Here is a 16,738-nt window from a genome sequence, read left to right as displayed (position 1 = left end):
CGATCGTGACGGGCTTGGTGGAGCCGCTGCGCCGAGGGCACCCAGCTGCGCGGCTCGCCGGCCCGGCCCGCCCTGACGCCGTCCGGGCCACCGCCTACGGCTGCGCCCGGTCGGGGTCGCCGGTGGACAGGGTGGCCCAGACGACCTTGCCGGTGGCCGTCTGGGCGCTGCCCCAGGCCGTCGCCGCCTTCGCGACGAGCCGCAGGCCGTTGCCGCGGAACGCCAGCGGGGCGTCCGGGTCGTTCAAGCGCCGGCGAAGGTGCGGCAGCTGGGCGTGGCCGTCCTCGACGGCGAGGTGCAGCAGGTCGGCGCGGCGGTGCGTCATGGTGACGGTGAACGGGGTGCCGGCGTGCTCGATGGTGTTGGCCGCGAACTCGGACACGATCAGCCGGGCCGGGTGCAGCAGCGGCACGAGGTTCCAGGCCAGGCAGGTGTCGCCGATGAGGTTGCGGGCCTCGGCCGCGGCGAGCGGGCTCGGCTGCAGGTGCAGGCGGGCCCGCTGCAGCAGCGGCGGCGCCCCGGCCAGCTCCGCGAGGGCGGCCGCGCGGGTCCGGTGCACGGGGATGCGCCGGGCCGCGCCGCTGCGGCGCAGGCGCCGGGCCTGCGGCTCGCTCGCGACGATCATCAGCGGGACCGGGGGCCGCAGGGCCGCGTGCTGCTCCTCGGCCAGCCGGATCGTCGCCGCCAGAGTGGGCTCGGCGCCGACGACCCGGGAGACGTCGAGCAGCACCGCCCGCGGCCGCTGCGCGAGGGTCCTGCGCACCGCCGCCATCAGGTCGACCCCGACCTGCCGGGTCCAGCGTCCGAGGGCGACGAGCTCGATCGCTGCCTCGTCGACGTTGTCGCGCACCGTGATTGCTGTTTCCAGCATGTCGATTCCTTAATGGCCGCCAGGCGTCGCAGTCGCAGTCTGGTCGGGCCGGGATCATGGTGTCAACGCCGCGAACTGCGCAGACGGTCCTGACGTGGCCCGATGACCATTCGTGCGGCCCGATTCGTGCGTTCGGGGGAAGCCGGGCGGGTGACCTGCACCGTCCGCGGGTACGTTCAGGATCATGGGGACGGGACAGGTGCGGCTCGGCGATCTGCGGGTGCGTCGGATCGGGTACGGGACCATGAAGCTCACCGGCTGGCCGCGCGGTGAGGCGCCCGCGCGCGACACCGCGCTGGCCGTGCTGCGCCGGGCGGTGGAGCTGGGGGTCAACCACCTCGACACGTCGGACTACTACGCCCGCGACGGGGTGGCGGCGAACGAGCTGATCCGGTCGGCGCTGTACCCGTACCCGGCGGACCTCGTCATCGTCACGAAGGTCACCGCGCTCGTCGAGAGCGCCGCCGGGGCGGGGCTGCGCCGGGCGGTGGAGGGGAACCTGCGCAGCCTCGGCGTCGACCGGCTGGACGTCGTGAACCTGCGGCTGGGCGACCGGGGCCGCCCCGAGGTGCCGCTGGAGCAGGCCCTCGAGGCGCTGGAGGCGCTGCGGGCCGAGGGGCTGATCCGGCACCTCGGGATCTCCAACGCGACAGCCGCGCAGGTGGCCCGGGCCCGCGCGGCCGCCGGGATCGTCTGCGTCCAGAACCGGTACAACGTCGCCGAGCGCGCCGACGATCCGCTCGTCGAGGTGTGCGCGGCCGCGGGCATCGCGTATGTGCCGTACTTCCCGGTCGGCGGCTTCACCCCGCTGACCGGCGCCGCCCTGAACGCTGTCGCGGCCCGCCACGGCGCGACGGTGCCCCAGGTGGCCCTCGCCTGGCTGCTGGCGCGCTCGCCGAACATCGCGCTCATCCCCGGCACCGGGTCGCCGGCGCACCTGGAGGAGAACGTCGCCGCCGGTGCGCTGGAGCTGAGCGCCGAGGACCTCAGCCGGCTGTCGTGATCCAGGACGGGACCCACGGGTCCGGGATCGGCGCGTGGCGCTCGGTGAGGAAGCGGCCGAGGCGGGCCAGGGCGGTGCTCGGGTTGTCGCGGCGGCCGATCAGCCACATCGGGTACACCGGCGCGGGGCTCTGGATCGGGATGCGGCGCAGATCGTAGCGGTCCGGCCACAGGTAACGGGAGCGGGCGCCGACGAGTGTCGAGAGCGTCCTGGACGTGGCGAGCTCGTCCAGGAACGCCTCGTTGCCGAAGACCGGGCCCGTCATGTCGATCGTGAGGGCGAACGCGGCGGCGAGCTCGGTGTAGTACTCGGCCCACTCGGTGCCCGGCGTGAGGCCCTGCATGGTGATCGGGTGCGCGGCCAGCTGCGCCGGTGTCACCGACGCCGCGGCGGCCAGCGGGTGGTTGGGCCCGACGAGGAGCTGATGCGGCTCGCTGATGACGCGGGTGGCCCGCAGCGCGGGTGGGACCGGTGCCTTGAGCGCGTGGAAGGTGGCGTCGAGCGTGCCCGCCTCGACCGCCGCGACGGCGGCCGCCATGGGAAGGTCGAGCGTGACGACGTCCAGGTCGATGTCCGGGTGCCGGCGATGAAAATCCTGCAGCAGTACCGCGGCGGCGATGCGGCGGTTGACGACGTCCACCCGCAGGGTGCGCCGGCCGGGGCGGACGGCCGCGGCCGCGCGCTCGGCCACCCGCAGCAGCTCGCGCGCGTGCGGCAGGAACGCCTGGCCGTCGACGGTCAGCACGGCGCCGCGCGCGGTGCGGGTGAACAGCCGCGCGCACAGATCCCGCTCCAGGGCGGCGATCCGCTTCGACACCGCCTGCTGGGTGATGGCCAGCTCCGCGGCCGCCTGCTGGAACTGGCCGGTGTCGGCGGCGGCGACGAACGTGCGCACGGCATCGAGGTCCACGGGCCGAACCTAACCGTACAACCGCCGGTTGTGCGCGCCGTTGTTTGATCACCGGGGCGCGGGCTGGTGAGATCGCTGCCGTGGGGCGGGACTTCAGGTGGTTGTGGGCGGCGTACGCGGTCAGCGCGTACGGGTCGGGGCTCGGGTTCGGGGCGTTGCCGCTGCTCGCGGTGCTGGTGCTGCACGCCGGGCCGGCGCCGGTGGCGCTGCTGTCGGCGGTGGGGCCGGCGGTCGGGGTCCTGCTGGCGGTGCCGCTCGGGCCGTGGGTGGAGTACCGCCGCAAGCGCCCGGTGATGATCGGCATGGACCTGGTCCGGTTCGTGGCGATGGCCTCGATTCCGGTCGCCTACGGGCTCGGTATGCTCAGCCTGGTACACCTGCTGGTGGTGTCGGCGCTCGTCGCGGCGGCCAAGATCGCGTTCAACGCGGCCGGCGGGGCGTTGGTGAAGGGCCTCGTCGCGCCGGCCGATCTGCTGCGGGCCAACGCGCGGTTCGAGTCGACGAACTGGAGCTCGATTGCCGTCGGGCCGCCGCTGGGTGGCGCGGCCATCGGGCTGTTCGGGCCGGTCGCGAGCGTGGTGGCCGACGCGGTGAGCTACCTGCTGTCGGCGCTCGGCATCGCCGCGATCCGCGCCGCCGACGAGCCGCCGCCGCGCCCGACGAGGCTGCGGGCCGGGGACCTGCTCGACGGGTGGCGGAACCTGTTCGCCCACCCCGGACTGCGGCGGCTGTACCTCAACCAGCTCCTCGTCAACGGCCTGATCATGGCCACCGAGCCGCTGCTCGCGGTGCTGCTGCTGCGGGAGCTGGGCTTCGCGCCGTGGCAGTACGGCCTCGCGTTCGCCGCCCCGTGCGTCGGCGGGCTCATCGGGTCGCGGCTGGCCCGGCGGGTCGTGCAGCGGTCCGGCCCGGGCCGGGTCCTGCGGGTCGTCGGGTCGCTGCGCGCGATCTGGCCGCTCGGCCTGGTGTTCGTCGGCCCCGGCACACCCGGGCTGATCCTGGTGATCGCGGTCGAGCTCGTGATCATCGTGTTCATGAGCCTGTTCAACCCGGTCCTGGCCACGTATCGGCTGGAGCACACGCCCGCCGACCGGGTCGCCCGCGCCCTGACGGCCTGGTCGACCGGCAGCGCCGCGGCGATCTCGGTGTGCACGGCGCTCGGCGGTGTGCTGGCCGGGCTGACGAGCCCGCGCACGGCCATCGCGGTCGCGGGCGGGCTCATCCTCCTCACCCCGCTGCTGCTGTGGCGGGCCGACTTCGACGCTCCGCCGCCGTCGTCGTCGGCGTCTCAGCCGCCGGCCGGCCCGGCAGCGCCAACGCCAGCAGGATCGCCACGCCGGTGAAGCCGACGGTCCACCAGAACGTGATGTCGAACGCCTTCGCGAGGGAGCCGGTCGAGCGCGCCGAGGAGGCGAGCACGACGGCGAGCAGTGCGACGCCGACCGAGCCGCCGATCTGCTGGGCGATGCGGGTCACGGTGCTGGCGTGCGGCACCTGTGCCTGCTCCAGGCCCACGAACGCCACTGTCATCAGCGGGATGACCACCGTGCCCAGGCCGAGCCCGCGCGCGAAGAGCGCCACGAGCAGCCACCAGACCGGGGTGTGCGCGCCGGTGAAGGCGAACGGCACCGTGGCCGCCGCGACAAGCCCGAAGCCGAGCAGCGCCACCGCGCGGGCACTCGACCGCTCGAGCATCCGGACCGCGATCGTACGGCTCAGCAGCGATCCGGCACCCTGCGGCATCAGCAGCAGGCCGGCGCCCAGCGCATCGAATCCGCGCAGCTGCTGCCAGTACAGCGGCAGAATGATCATCGCTCCGTAGAGCGCGGCGCCGGAGAGGAACAGCAGCGCCGTCGCCGCCCACGTGGGCCGGGAGCGCAGGACGTCGAGGTCGACGAGCGCCGCGGCCCTGCGGTGCCGGGCCCAGATGACGAACGCGGCCAGCAGCGCCGCGCCGCCGAGCATCGGGGCGAGCACGTCGGCGCGGCCGAACCCGCCGGCGCCGCTGACGTTCGACAGCCCCCACAGCAGCGCGACGAGCCCGGGGGAGAGCAGCGCCAGGCCGACGATGTCCAGGCGGGTCCGGCGGGCCGGCGCGTCGGCCGGGATCATCCGCGCGGCCAGGACCAGGCCGGCCAGGCACAGCGGCACGTTGACCAGGAACAGCCAGCGCCAGCTGCCCGCGCCGAGGATGAGCCCGCCGATGACCGGTCCCAGGATCGGGCCGACGGCGGCGGGCAGCGCGATCGTCGACATCAGCCGGGTCCGGTCGGGCCCGGTGGCGACCTGCATCACCATCGTCACCATCAGCGGCATCATCGCTCCGCCGCCGAGGCCCTGGAGCACCCGGAACCCGATCAGGGCGGCCGGGGCCCAGGCGAGCGAGCACAGCACGGAGCCGGCCAGGAACACGGCCAGGGCGGCCATCCACAGCCGCTTGGCGCCGAGGCGGCCCTGCAGCCAGCCGACGACGGGGATGACGACGCCGAGCGCGAGCAGGTACGCGGTGCTGACCCACTGGATGGTGCCCACGTCCGCGCCGAGGTCGGCCTGCAGGTCGTGCAGGGCCACGCTGACGATCGTCGAGTCGAGGATGACCGTGACCCCGCCCACGAGCACCGCGATGGCGGTGCGCAGAGCGGTCCGGTCGATCGGGGTCGTGGCCATGAACGCCGCCTTAAGGTACACAACTGTATCTTCGCTTCCGACGCTACGCCGGTGCGATAAGATACGCAAGTGAGTCTTAAGACCCGGCGGCGCGGCACCGAGCTCGAGGCCGCGATCCTCGACGCGGCCTGGGAGATCCTGGTCGAGCGCGGCTACAGCGGCTTCACCTACGAGGCCATCGCCGCGCTGGCGGGCACGAGCCGGCCGGTGCTGTACCGCCACTACCCGCAGCGCGAGGACCTGTTGCTGGCCGCGGTGAAGAAGCACTGGTGGTCGCAGCCGATCCCGGTGCCCGACACGGGGAGCCTGCGCGAGGACGCCATCGGCTACCTGACAAACGCCGTCGACGGCCGCTGGCGCGTGATGACGTTCATCGGCGTGCAGCTGATGGAGTACTTCCGCGAGACCGGCACGAGCTTCGCCGACCTGCGCGACAAGCTGCGCCCGCCGGGCCAGGTGAGCGGCTTCGAGACGATGGTGGCGCGGGCCGTCGAGCGCGGCGAGCTGACCGCCGCCACCCGGTCGCCGCGCGTGGTGAACCTGCCGTTCGACCTGCTGCGCCACGACCTGTTCATGACGATGCGGCAGGTGTCGCCGGAGTCGATCGCGGAGATCGTCGACGCCGTCTGGCTACCCCTGCTCGGCGCCCGGCCGTGACGCCCCGGCAGGGGCTGGGCTGATGAAAAGCCGGTGTTCCGGGTACTGCGCATCGACCATCGCCACCACATGGTAGAGGCCGAGCCTTACCCGGTCCGCGTCCCCGGCGGCCAGCAGGGCGCGCACGTGCCGGCGGACGGCGTCGCGGATCGGCGCGAACGCCGGGTTGTCGCGGTGCTCGCGCAGGATCTTGTACAGGATCAGCGCCGGCCCGGACTCCGGCCGGGGGTAAGGGTCGAACCGGCCGTCGCCGATCCACTCCAGCCAGCGCCGCACGTAGGGCGCGGGATCGTCCAGGTGCAGCAGCAGGATCTCGTAGACGTCGACGAAGTAGTGGTCGGGGCGGCGCTGCGGGGCCAGTAGATACGCGTCCATCTCGGGCCGGCACAGGCGGATCACGTCGTCGCCGTGCTCGCGCAGGAACGAGTGGTACAGCCCGCCGCTGCCCGTGGCCACGACGCGGGCATGGCACCAGGCAACGGCGGCCGGGCCCTTCACGTGCACCATGCGGCCGCAGACGATCAGTCGCTCCGGCGGGCTCATCCGGGCCAGGCAGTCGTCGAGGGCGGCCATGCCCACGCCGCGGCGGTCGACGCACTGCAGCAGCACGATCGCCAGGTCCACCAGCAGCGGCCCGCCGGCGCACGCCCGGGCACCGTCGCGCAGCGCCGCCTCGAGGTGCGCGTCGTCGATGCCGGAGTGCGACAGCCGCGCGGCCGTCTCCTCGCTGATGCCACGACCGGCGTGGATCTCCTCGCGCAGCGCCTCCAACACGTCCGTCACGCCGCGAACGTACCGGCGCCGCCTATCGCGCCACTATCGCCCGTTGGTGGCCACCGCCGCTCCGGTCGGCCCGCCGTTTTCGCGACCGCACGTCCACGCGTGGCCGGCGTTGCCGCGTCCGCGCGTCGTCGGCCTCCGTGGTCGGCGTCTACCCCGCAGGACGGCATGTCGTGGGCGAGTGGCCGTCGGAATCGGAGCGGATCGGCTGAAGGAAGTGACGGGCGTCGTGCTTTAAGGTCACCTGATGCAGCCGCACCCGTGGTACCCGCCGCCCGTGCCCGCGCAGCACCCAGCCCCGCCATCCCCGCCGCCCCTGGCCCCGTCGTCCCCGGTGCCCCCAGTGGCTGCGCCGTCCGCGGTGCCGCCCCTGGCCCCGCCGTCCGCGGCGCCGCCCGTGGCCTCGGTGCCCATGGGGTCGCCGGCCGCGCTGCTGCCCGTGGCCGCGGGGTCCTCGGGCTCGCTGTCGCCGTGGCCGCCCGGGACGGCGCCGGTTGGGCCGGCGCCGTCCGCGTTGCTGCCTGCGCCGCCGCGGCGGGCCGGGCTGGTGCGGCGGGCGGCCGGGTGGGGCGTCGACTACTGCATCGTCATGGTGCCGGGGCTGCTGCTCGTCGCCTACGGGGTGGCGAACCTCGTGCGCGAACTGCCCGGCTACGTCGGGGCGGTGGCCGCCGGGTTCGGGGTGTCGCGGCTGATCGGCCTGATCACGCACCGCGGGGCCGGGGGCGAGAGCGTCGGCGGGGTCGCGGCTGGGGCCTGGCTCGGGTTGGCGCTGCCGCTGCTGCTGGCGATTCTGGCGGTACCACTGCTGCAGTTCGTCTATCAGGCGTCGCTGCTCGTCTGGCGGGGGCGGACTGTCGGCAAGATGCTGGCCGACACCAAGGTCGTGCCGGTGCGCGCGGGCGCCCGGGTGGCGCCGGCGGTCGGGCGGGCGTTCGCGACGACGCTCGTCGAGACGGGGCTCGTCGGATTCGGGTTGGCGCTGGCGGTCTACGGCGAGCTCGTGGCGGGCGTCCTCGTGCTGGTGGCGGCGACCGTCGTGTGGTGGGTGAACCTGCTGCCGGCGCTCGGGTCCGGCCGCCGCACGCTCGTCGACCGCCTGGCCGGGACCGTTGTCATACGCCGGGAGTTGTACTCGCAGGTCGCCGCCCACACCGCCCAGCTCGCCCGGCGCACGTCGGGTGCGGCGGTCGTGGCGGGGCGGATGGGCGCGGACGCGGCGGTGGTGGCGGCGCAGGTCGCCGCCGAGGCGGCCGCGGCGGCGCATCGGCGCGGTGCGCAGCAGCTGCCGATCGCGGCCCGGCGGACCTCGGATGCGGCGGCGGCCGCGGCCCGGAAGACGGCCGCCGCGGCGGCCGACGCGGCGGCGGTGGCGAAGCAGGGCGCGGAGCGGCTGAAGCAGGCGGCGCCGGTCCAGCAGGCGCTGCACTCCAAGACCGCCCAGCAGGGGCAGGACCTGGCCCGCAAGGTGGGCGGGCGGGCGCAGGAGCTCTGGCGGGAGCGGCGGTCCGGGCGCCCGCCGGACGGCAGCTGACGGTGTGCATGTTTCATCACGCGCGACCTCGAAAATATTTCGGGGCCGCGCGTTCGTTGTGCTCCGCCTTAAGTCTTGGCACAAGTCGTCACAAGCATTGACTCGCGACTATGTCGGCACCCAGGGTGGCGAAAAGGTTTTCGTCCCTACGGGAGGAGTACGACATCATGCCCGGATCCGTTCCGCCCCGGATCATCGTCGCCGCCGTCGCCGCGCTCGGCCTCGTCGTCGCCGGGGTTTCCGCCGGCACGGCGTTCGCCGGTGACCGCGGCAGCCGCACCGCCGACCTGACCGCGGTGCCGGCCGACGACGCCGCGAAGGGGCTCGTCTACAGCGGGCTGCAGCGCAGCCGGCCCGGCGGGCCCTGCGCCGCCGGCCTGCTCGAGGTCAAGGGCACCAGCCCCGTCATGTGCACCCACGGTCCGGACGCGCCCCCGGCCGGGCTGTCGGTGAAGACAAGCGTGCCGGCCATGGCCCAGAGCGACGCGGCGGCGGCCGGGCCGGCGCTCGCGGTGTGCGAGGGTGACGGCACCAGCGGCAAGCGGGTCGAGGTGCTGTACGTCCACGGCTCGGCGAGCCGCTACTCGCAGTACCTGGAGACGTTCCGCAGCCTCGCCGAGGGTGTCGACACGATCTTCAACGAGAGCGCCAAGGAGACGGGCGGGGAGCGGCACGTCCGCTACGTCACCGAGACCGTCGACGGCGCCTGCCGCCCGGTCGTCCGGGACGTGCAGATCGCCGACTCGGCGCTCAACGCCGACGACTGGGCGCCGCTGCTCAACGCGGTCAAGGCGGCCGGCTACACCCGGACCGACCGCAAGTACCTGCAGTTCGTCGACGCCAACGTCTACTGCGGCATCGGCGGGCTCGCGGGCGACACCAGCAAGAGCGACGCCAACCGGTCGAACGTCGGCCCGGAGTACGCCCGCGCCGACAACGGCTGCTGGACGGCCGGTGTGGCCGCCCACGAGCTCGGGCACACGCTCGGCGCGGTGAACAACAACGCGCCGAACGCGTCGGGCTTCGGCCACTGCACCGACGAGTGGGACGTCATGTGCTACAAGGACGACCCGAGCGTCACCGTGCGCACAGTCTGCACCGCCCAGTCGCACGACAACCGGCTGGACTGCAACCACGACGACTACTACAACACCAACCCGCCCGCCGGGTCGTACCTGTCGCAGTACTACAACGTCGCCGACAACCTGTTCCTCATCAAGGGCACCGGGGGCGGCGGCACCCCGACCGGCGGCAACCTGGCGCTGACCGCGACACCGTCGGCCTCGTACACCTCGTCGTGGGAGTCGGTGAACGCGATAAACGACGGCATCGACCCGTCGTCGTCGAACGACACCGCGAACCCGCGCTGGGGCACCTGGCCGAACAGCGGGCAGCAGTGGGCCGAGCTGCAGTGGTCGTCGGCGCAGACCCTGAAACGGGCGCAGGTGTACCTCTTCGACGACAACCAGGGCATCGATGTGCCCTCGTCGTGGAGGCTGCAGTACTGGAACGGGAGCGCGTACGTGGACGTGGCGGGGGCCAGCGGCTACCCGGTCACCGCCGACGCGTACATCACCGTCACCTTCACGCAGGTCAGCACCCAGCGTCTGCGGGTACTGCTGCAGTCCAACGCGGCAAGCTCCGTCGGCCTGCTGGAGGTGAAGGCGTTCGCGAGCTGATCCCCCTGTCGCGCGGCGGTGCCCGGCGGCCCGGCCCCGGCTCTTCGGCCCGGTCCTGGCTTCCGGGCGCCGCCGTGTCCGTGATCCGGTCGGGCCGCTGCATACATCGCCCGGCCCGGGGTAGTGGCGCACAATGATGGGACGCCTCCGGGTGGGATGGGAGCGCGCCATGACCGTCGCGAACCGCGCCGAAGACAGCCGGGGCCCCGCAGCGTTGCGGAGCGCGACCGGTTGCTCCCCGGCGGTCCGATCGTTGTACGTGTGCACCGCCGACGCCCCCGGAGCCGCAGCCGCGTCCGTCCGGCGTGTGCCGGGGAGGACCCAATGATCTTCGCGAACCGCACCGAAGCCGGCCGGGCACTGGCGGAGCAGCTGGTGCGGCAGGGCATCGGCGCCGACGGTCTCGTCCTGGCGCTGCCGCGCGGCGGCGTGCCGGTCGCCGTCCCGGTCGCCGAGCGCCTCGGCGCGGAGCTGGACATCGTGCTCGCCCGCAAGATCGGCGCACCCCGGCACCCGGAGTTCGGCGTCGGCGCCATCGCCGAGGACGGCCCGCCGGTCTTCGACGACGCCGCCCTGCGGTACCTGCGCCTGACCCCCGACGACCTGGCTGCGATCGTGGCCGCCGAGCGGGCCGAGCTGGCGCGCCGGGTGGAGCGGTACCGCCGGCACCGCCCCGCGCCCACCGTGACCGGCCGGCTCGTCATACTCGTCGACGACGGCCTGGCCACCGGCGTCACCGCCCACGCCGCCGTGCGCTGGCTGGCCCGCCAGAGCCCCCGATGTCTGGTACTGGCCGTGCCGGTCTGCTCACAGGAGGCCCGCACCCGCCTGGCCGCGGTCGCCGGCACCGTCGTGTGCCTGCACGCGCCACCGCAGTTCTCCGCGGTCGGCCAGTGGTACGACGACTTCACCCAGCTCACCGACGCCGAGGTCGACGCCGCCCTGAGCCGCCACCGCGACGCCCCGGCCCGCCACCCGCGACCGGCCCGCCGCCTCGGCCCGGCCGCGTAAGTCCTCCGCCCGATCTGCTCAGGTCGGCGGTGTCGCGGCCGATCGGAGCTGACGGTGTTCCGGAGCAGGGGGTCGGCGTGAGGTACAGGCTCGTGACACGCAGCGATTTTGACGGCTTGGTCTGCGCCACGCTGCTGAAACACCTGGACATGATCGACGAGATCGTCTTCGTGCATCCGAAGGACATGCAGGACGGCCGGGTGAAGATCACCGAGAACGACATCATCACGAACCTGCCGTACGTGCCCGGGGCGCACCTGGTGTTCGACCATCATCACTCGGAGACCGTCCGGGTCGGCTCGCAGCCGAACCACATCATCGACCCGTCGGCACCGTCGGCCGCGCGCGTGATCTACAACGAGTTCGGCGGGGCGGAGTTCTTCACGGACGTCCCCGTGGAGCTCATGGACGCGGTGGACAAGGCCGACTCGGCGCAGTACACCGTGGACGAGATCCTGGACCCGACCGGCTGGACGCTGCTGAACTTCCTGATGGACAGCCGGACCGGCCTCGGCCGCTTCCGCGACTTCACCATCTCCAACTTCGAGCTGATGATGAAGCTCATCCACGCCTGCCACCAGCTCGAGGGCGTCGAGGAGATCCTGGCCATGCGCGACGTGCGCGAGCGCGCCGACCTGTTCCACGCCCACGCCGAGCCGTTCATCGACCAGCTACGCCGGGTGAGCACCATCCACGACGACGTCGTCGTGGTGGACCTGCGCGGTGAGGACACCATCTACGCCGGCAACCGCTTCATGGTCTACGCGCTCAACCCGCAGGTCCGCGTCTCGATCCACGCCCTGTGGGGCAAGGACCGGCAGAACACCGTCTTCGCGGTCGGCAAGTCCATCGTCGACCGGACGTCCCCTGTCGACATCGGCTCGATCATGCTCCAGTACGGCGGTGGCGGTCACCGCGCCGCCGGCACCTGCCAGGTCGACAACCACACCGCCGAACGAGTCCTCGGCGAGCTCATCACCGCACTCGCCCGCCCCCGGGTGCCCGCCTGACCGATCGGTCCCCGCCCGGAGCGGCCGGTGGCATTGCCGGCGCCGAGTCAGGCACCGAAGGGCAACGACCGGGCCACGGCCGCGGCGACGCCACCCCGGATCGTGCGCCGCTGCCCTGATACGTCGAGCGGTGTAACGGACAGTGTCTGTTTGGCGACGGTTATTGGTCGATGTCTCGCCGAGGATCGTTGCTGTGCCTCACAATCATGCAATCGTTCTCGGCGCGAGCATTGCGGGCCTGACGGCCGCCGTCGCGCTGCGTGAGTCCTTTGACCGCGTCACCGTCTTCGATCGCGACACGCTGCCCGCGGGTGCCGAGCACCGGCGGGGTGTGCCCCAGGCCGAGCACGCCCACGGGCTGCTGGCCCGGGGCCGGGCCGTCCTCGAAGAGCTGTTCCCCGGGTTCGTTGACGAAGTGGCCGAAGCCGGGGCCGTGCCGCTCGACATCCAGCGTGACGTCGTGTGGGTGTTCGGCGACCGGCCGGTGCCGCGGGTCGAGTCGGGGCTCGCCGGGCTCTCGATCAGCCGGGCACTGCTGGAGTCGGTCCTGCGCCGGCGGGTCGTCGCCACGCCGGGCGTCACCGTCGTCGACGGGCACGAGGCCACCGCGCTGCGCTTCGACGGCACCCGGGTCACCGGGGCGACCGTGCGGCCCGTCAACGGCGGCCCCGCGCAGGAGGTGCACGCCGACCTGGTCGTCGACGCGACGGGGCGGGGCAACCGCGGTCCGGCCTGGCTCGCCGAGCTCGGCTTCGAGCGTCCGGCAGAAGATCGCATCGACAGTGGTACCGTCTACGTCTCCCGCGACTACCGCAGAGTGCCCGGCAACGAGGACTTCAACGCGGTCCTGAACGCGCCCGGTGGACCGGCCCGGCCCTACGGCGGGATCGCCATCGGCGTCGACGGCGACCGGTGGATGGTGACGCTCCTCGGCGTCGGGGCGGACCAGGCCCCGCCGACCGACCCCGACGGCTACCGCGACTTCGCCGCCAAGTTCCCCGACCCGCGGCTGCACCGGCTGCTGCAGGAGGCCGAGCCGCTCGGAGACCCGATGCGGCTGCGCCTGCCGGGCAGCGTCCGGCGGCGCTACGAGCGGCTGACCCGGCTGCCGGAGCGGTTCGTGTCGATCGGAGACGCCGTGTGCAGCTTCAACCCGGCGTACGCCCAGGGCATGACTGTCGCCGTGGCCCAGGCCCGCGAGCTGGGCGTCGTGGCCCGCAGCGGCCTGGACGGGCTGCCGCGGCGGTTCTACGCGCGGGCGGCCCGGATCATCGACGTGCCGTGGGACATGTCGGCGGGCGGCGACCTGGCGTACCCGGCGGTCGAGGGCGTGCGGACCCGGCGCACGGACGTGCTGAACGCCTACGTCGCCCGGGTGCAGACCGCGACCGGCCACGACGCCCTTGTCGGCCGCCGGTTCCTGGAGGTCACGAACCTCATGCGGCCGCCGCAGTCGCTGATGGCGCCGCCGATCCTGGCCCGCGTCCTGTGGCGGTCCCGCAAGCGGGCGAGCGGCGGGGGAGCGGTCGAACCGGCGACGGCCGAGACAGCGCTGACCCGCGGCTAGCGCTGGTCCACCAACCGTTCCCGGGTTCGCTGGGCAGCCCGACCAGGCGCCGGGGTTGGCCGCCTACCCGGTCAACGTCGGTGGACAAGATGCTGGCTGTAGCGACCGGCGCGCGTTGTCCTGGTCGCGTCGGTGAGCGGGTCCGTGCTGGCAGGCGGGTCGCGTCGATAGGCGGGTTGCGCCGGGGGGCGCGTCGCGCCGGTGGCGGGTTGCGCCGGCGAGCGGGCTGCGTCGGTAGGCGGCTGCGTCGGCGGGCGGGCTGCGCCGGCGAGTGGGGTGCGTCGGTGGGCGGGTCGGCGTGTGTCGGCCCGCTCGATCTTGACCGGCGGTTCGTCAGCCGGCCAGCCAGAAGGCGGCGGCGATGAGCACGAGCAGCAGCGCGAGGGCGATGACCCACCACGCGGAGCGGCGGTGCTCGACGACCCGCATCTCCTGCGTCGGCGAGTCGACAGGCGCCGGCATGTCCACCGGGCCGAGCAGTTGTTCGAGCGCGGATGGGGGTGCCGGCGCCGGGATCGGGGCGCGGGCGATGACGGGGGCGGGTGGGGGTACCGGAGCAGGCTTGGGAGTTTCTGCCGCCGGGCCGGCCGCCTGAGCCTTCGCGATCAGGCGGGCCGTGCGCCGGCTCGCCTCCCGGAAGCGTTCGATCTCCTTCGAGCGCAGCTTCCGGCCGGCGATGATGCCGCAGGCCTCGGCCACGGCGGCGACGAGCGTGGGGTTGCCGATCAGTTCGCGATGACCGGTGAAGAGCGCGGCGATCATATTGCGGTCCACCGCCAGGCCCGGGGCGAGCCGGCGGGAACGGATGACCTCGGCGAGGTACCGACGCGTGCTTTTGCTCTGCCGTTTGGGCCGGCGGCTCCGTGGCCGCTTGCGGCTGCGGTCCTCGGCCCGCACGACCGCGGCCGTCAGGTCGGCGATGAGCGACTCGACGGCGTCATCGGCCTCCTGCCACCGCTGCGTCACCGCATCCGTCAACGCCGCTGTCCTTCCACCCGTGTCCATGCCCTGGCGTGTACCCAATTCTTGCGTGCCGCCCCACACGCCACTGCGGCGGTACGTCGATCGAGTGAGGACGGCAACACACCGGACACCGCGCGGGCGCCGCGGGTGCCGTCAGCCCGGTCGGTGCAGCAGGCTCGGCGCCGCCTCTGACCAGGGGATTCTGATGCTCTCTCGGCGCATGATCCACCGGGCGAGGACCTCCAGCAGCCAGGGGGCCGGTCCGCTCGTCGCGTTCGTACCCGAGCCGGCGCCCCCGCGCGGCCGTCCGACGGCGATGACGGCCACGATCGTGTCGCCCTCGACGACGAGATCGGCGACGCGGCCGAGCGGGCGGCCGTCGGCGCCGGTGACCGGGCGTCCGAGCAGTTCACCGGCGCGCAGGCCGGGCGGGGTGGGGTCAGTTGCCGGCATGGTGGGCTCCCGGGATGCGGGTGATCAGGTGCTCGCGCAGCCAGGCTTCGAGTCGGTTCGGTGAGCAGTTTGCGGCGTGCGGTGAGCGTGACGGCATTGCCCGTTTCGACGGGATGGTCACGCTCGGCGACGATGTCCCACGGGACGCACAGGGGGTCCGGGTGCTCGGCCGGGCGCAGTCGGCCGGCGACGGCGGAGATCCACCGGCCGAGGCGCCCACCGATCCGGCGGCCGAGGGCCTGCGGCCGAGGGCCTGCGGCCCGACAAGCAGCGCCGTGATCCGCGGCGTGCCGTCCTCGCCCAGCGTGACCTCGACGTCGTCGACCTTGCCGACCGCCTCGCCGGCCAGGTCGACGATCTGCCGCTCAAGGAGATCGAACCCGATCAGGATCGACATTGATCAACCCTCCACACTTCGATCGATGTCGACAACAATCAACATGCCCCGCTCAACATCGACGAAAATCAGCCCAGGCCACTCAACATCGACGAAAATCCCCGTCCGTCGAGGGGCGTTGCCTGCAGTCGACGCAGACCGCTCAACGTCGATAACAGTCGGCATCGCCCGACCAACGTCGACGACCGTCGGCGCAGACCGCTCAACGTCGGCACAGTCGGCATCGCCCACCCAACGTCGACGACCGTCGGCGCCGGCCGGTCGACGTTGGCGGAAGTCGGCGCATGTTGCTCGATGTTGGCGGAAGTCGGCGCATGTTGCTCGATGTTGGCGGAAGTCGGCGTCCGTCGGGAGATGCAGATTGCAGTCGGTGAATGTCGTTCAACGTCGACAACAGGCGGCGTTGGCTGTTCAGCGTCGAGGACAGTCGACGCGGGTCGGTCGATGTTGACGGAAGTCGGCGTCCGTCGGGGGATGTTGATTGCAGTTGGCGCAGGCCGCTCAGCGTTGACGAAAGTTGCCGTCTGTGGGGAGACGTTGATTGCGGTCGGTGCAGGTCGGTCGACGTCGACGGCAGTCGGTGCAGGTCGGTCGATGTTGACGGAAATCGACGTCCGTCGAGAGGTATCGATTGCGGTTGGCGCAGGTCGGTCGACGTTGACGAAAGTCGCCGTCTGCGGGGGGGACGTTGATTGCGGTCGGTGCAGGTTGCTCGATGTTGACGGATGTCGGTGTCCGTCGGGGGATGCAGATTGCAGTCGGTGAATGTCGTTCAACGTCGACAACAGGCGGCGTTGGCCGTTCAGCGTCGAGGACAGTCGACGCGGGTCGGTCGATGTTGACGAAAATCGACGTCCGTCGAGAGGCGTCGATTGCGGTCGGCGCGGGTCGGTCGACGTTGATAAAAGTCGGCGTTTGTCGGGCGGCGTTGATGGCGGTGGGCGTCGGGTGTGCTGGGTTGGGGACGGTCGGCATGGCACGTCAGCCTCCCATGCCGGTCATGACGAGCAGCGGGATCGCGGCCGCCGCGGTCACCACGATGACGACCAGGTACAGCAGCCCGAGCGCGTTGGCGAGCCGCCCGTTCACCCGATCGCCGAGGTAGTCCCGGTCGTTGGTGACCACCAGGATGGGCAGGGACGTCAGCGGCAGCACCACCGCGCTGAAGATCAGCATGTACTCGGTCAGCTGCACCGCGTCCACCATCGTCGCCAGCGCGGCCACGCCGTGACCCGG

16 protein-coding genes are annotated in these 16,738 nt (G+C 72.8%); 8 read left to right on the top strand and 8 right to left on the bottom strand.

The window, feature by feature from the left end; translation table 11 throughout:
• Positions 1–94 precede the first annotated feature (94 nt).
• A complete protein-coding gene (locus Dvina_RS29235; RefSeq protein WP_223092542.1) occupies positions 95–871 on the bottom strand; it encodes an ATP-binding protein in 777 nt (258 codons plus the stop codon).
• A 184-nt stretch (positions 872–1,055) separates the two neighbouring features.
• On the opposite strand from Dvina_RS29235, the gene Dvina_RS29230 reads away from it, so the two are divergent.
• Positions 1,056–1,874: an oxidoreductase gene (locus Dvina_RS29230; protein ID WP_223092541.1), complete on the top strand. Its 819-nt coding sequence runs from the start codon at positions 1,056–1,058 to the stop codon at positions 1,872–1,874.
• Here Dvina_RS29230 and Dvina_RS29225 read toward each other — a convergent pair.
• Positions 1,858–2,784 (bottom strand): LysR family transcriptional regulator, encoded by a 927-nt coding sequence (locus Dvina_RS29225; RefSeq protein ID WP_223092540.1) that lies wholly within the window; start codon positions 2,782–2,784, stop codon positions 1,858–1,860. The genes Dvina_RS29230 and Dvina_RS29225 overlap by 17 nt on opposite strands.
• An 80-nt stretch (positions 2,785–2,864) precedes the next feature.
• On the opposite strand from Dvina_RS29225, the gene Dvina_RS29220 reads away from it, so the two are divergent.
• Entirely contained in the window at positions 2,865–4,127 is a 1,263-nt protein-coding gene (locus Dvina_RS29220) for an MFS transporter (RefSeq protein WP_246655392.1), read from the top strand.
• On the opposite strand, the gene Dvina_RS29215 is transcribed toward Dvina_RS29220, so the two are convergent.
• Positions 4,012–5,472 carry a DHA2 family efflux MFS transporter permease subunit gene (locus Dvina_RS29215; RefSeq protein ID WP_246655391.1) on the bottom strand — a complete coding sequence of 487 codons (1,461 nt, stop codon included), beginning with the start codon at positions 5,470–5,472 and terminating at the stop codon, positions 4,012–4,014. The genes Dvina_RS29220 and Dvina_RS29215 overlap by 116 nt on opposite strands.
• Positions 5,473–5,520: 48 nt before the next feature.
• Between Dvina_RS29215 and Dvina_RS29210 the strand changes: the two genes are divergently transcribed.
• Positions 5,521–6,108, top strand: coding sequence for a TetR/AcrR family transcriptional regulator (locus Dvina_RS29210; RefSeq protein WP_223092539.1), 588 nt, complete (start codon positions 5,521–5,523; stop codon positions 6,106–6,108).
• Here Dvina_RS29210 and Dvina_RS29205 read toward each other — a convergent pair.
• Complete coding sequence (locus Dvina_RS29205; protein WP_223092538.1) at positions 6,082–6,891, bottom strand: hypothetical protein; 810 nt, start codon at positions 6,889–6,891, stop codon at positions 6,082–6,084. The two genes, Dvina_RS29210 and Dvina_RS29205, sit on opposite strands and share 27 nt — an antisense overlap.
• 340 nt (positions 6,892–7,231) lie before the next feature.
• Here Dvina_RS29205 and Dvina_RS29200 point away from each other — a divergent pair, with 340 nt between their 5' ends.
• From Dvina_RS29200 to Dvina_RS29180, 5 genes are all read left to right on the top strand, one after another.
• Positions 7,232–8,422, top strand: coding sequence for an RDD family protein (locus Dvina_RS29200; RefSeq protein ID WP_223092537.1), 1,191 nt, complete (start codon positions 7,232–7,234; stop codon positions 8,420–8,422).
• 167 nt (positions 8,423–8,589) lie between these two features.
• Complete coding sequence (locus tag Dvina_RS54555; protein ID WP_246655390.1) at positions 8,590–10,101, top strand: DUF7402 domain-containing protein; 1,512 nt, start codon at positions 8,590–8,592, stop codon at positions 10,099–10,101.
• Positions 10,102–10,425: 324 nt separating this feature from the next.
• Positions 10,426–11,112 carry a phosphoribosyltransferase gene (locus tag Dvina_RS29190; protein ID WP_223092536.1) on the top strand — a complete coding sequence of 229 codons (687 nt, stop codon included), beginning with the start codon at positions 10,426–10,428 and terminating at the stop codon, positions 11,110–11,112.
• 77 nt (positions 11,113–11,189) lie between these two features.
• Entirely contained in the window at positions 11,190–12,122 is a 933-nt protein-coding gene (locus Dvina_RS29185) for an exopolyphosphatase (RefSeq protein ID WP_223092535.1), read from the top strand.
• A gap of 193 nt (positions 12,123–12,315) precedes the next feature.
• Positions 12,316–13,689 (top strand): FAD-dependent oxidoreductase, encoded by a 1,374-nt coding sequence (locus tag Dvina_RS29180; protein WP_223092534.1) that lies wholly within the window; start codon positions 12,316–12,318, stop codon positions 13,687–13,689.
• Between the two features lie 333 nt (positions 13,690–14,022).
• Here the strand turns inward: Dvina_RS29180 and Dvina_RS29175 are convergent, their stop codons facing one another.
• The 4 genes from Dvina_RS29175 to Dvina_RS29160 form a co-directional block, all read right to left on the bottom strand.
• Positions 14,023–14,667 carry a hypothetical protein gene (locus Dvina_RS29175; protein ID WP_223092533.1) on the bottom strand — a complete coding sequence of 215 codons (645 nt, stop codon included), beginning with the start codon at positions 14,665–14,667 and terminating at the stop codon, positions 14,023–14,025.
• 138 nt (positions 14,668–14,805) lie between these two features.
• Positions 14,806–15,105, bottom strand: coding sequence for a PRC-barrel domain-containing protein (locus Dvina_RS29170; RefSeq protein ID WP_246655389.1), 300 nt, complete (start codon positions 15,103–15,105; stop codon positions 14,806–14,808).
• Positions 15,092–15,502, bottom strand: coding sequence for a PRC-barrel domain-containing protein (locus Dvina_RS29165; protein ID WP_223092532.1), 411 nt, complete (start codon positions 15,500–15,502; stop codon positions 15,092–15,094). Before Dvina_RS29165 ends, Dvina_RS29170 begins: the two co-directional genes overlap by 14 nt.
• Before the next feature lie 981 nt (positions 15,503–16,483).
• Positions 16,484–16,726 carry a hypothetical protein gene (locus Dvina_RS29160; protein WP_223092531.1) on the bottom strand — a complete coding sequence of 81 codons (243 nt, stop codon included), beginning with the start codon at positions 16,724–16,726 and terminating at the stop codon, positions 16,484–16,486.
• Between the last annotated feature and the right edge of the window lie 12 nt (positions 16,727–16,738).

It is taken from the genome of Dactylosporangium vinaceum, from assembly GCF_019904175.1.
Taxonomy (GTDB): Bacteria; Actinomycetota; Actinomycetes; order Mycobacteriales; family Micromonosporaceae; genus Dactylosporangium; species Dactylosporangium vinaceum.
Note: the sequence above shows the minus strand (reverse complement) of the source record. Positions and strands in the feature narration are given on the sequence as shown.

Bases quoted from the DNA above. Each gene is read 5' to 3' on its own strand.
- Dvina_RS29235 (WP_223092542.1), bottom strand. From the start codon at position 871: ATGCTGGAAACAGCAATCACGGTGCGCGACAACGTCGACGAGGCAGCG.
- Dvina_RS29230 (WP_223092541.1), top strand. From the start codon at position 1,056: ATGGGGACGGGACAGGTGCGGCTCGGCGATCTGCGGGTGCGTCGGATC.
- Dvina_RS54555 (WP_246655390.1), top strand. From the start codon at position 8,590: ATGCCCGGATCCGTTCCGCCCCGGATCATCGTCGCCGCCGTCGCCGCG.
- Dvina_RS29190 (WP_223092536.1), top strand. From the start codon at position 10,426: ATGATCTTCGCGAACCGCACCGAAGCCGGCCGGGCACTGGCGGAGCAG.
- Dvina_RS29170 (WP_246655389.1), bottom strand. From the start codon at position 15,105: ATGCCGGCAACTGACCCCACCCCGCCCGGCCTGCGCGCCGGTGAACTG.
- Dvina_RS29165 (WP_223092532.1), bottom strand. From the start codon at position 15,502: ATGTCGATCCTGATCGGGTTCGATCTCCTTGAGCGGCAGATCGTCGAC.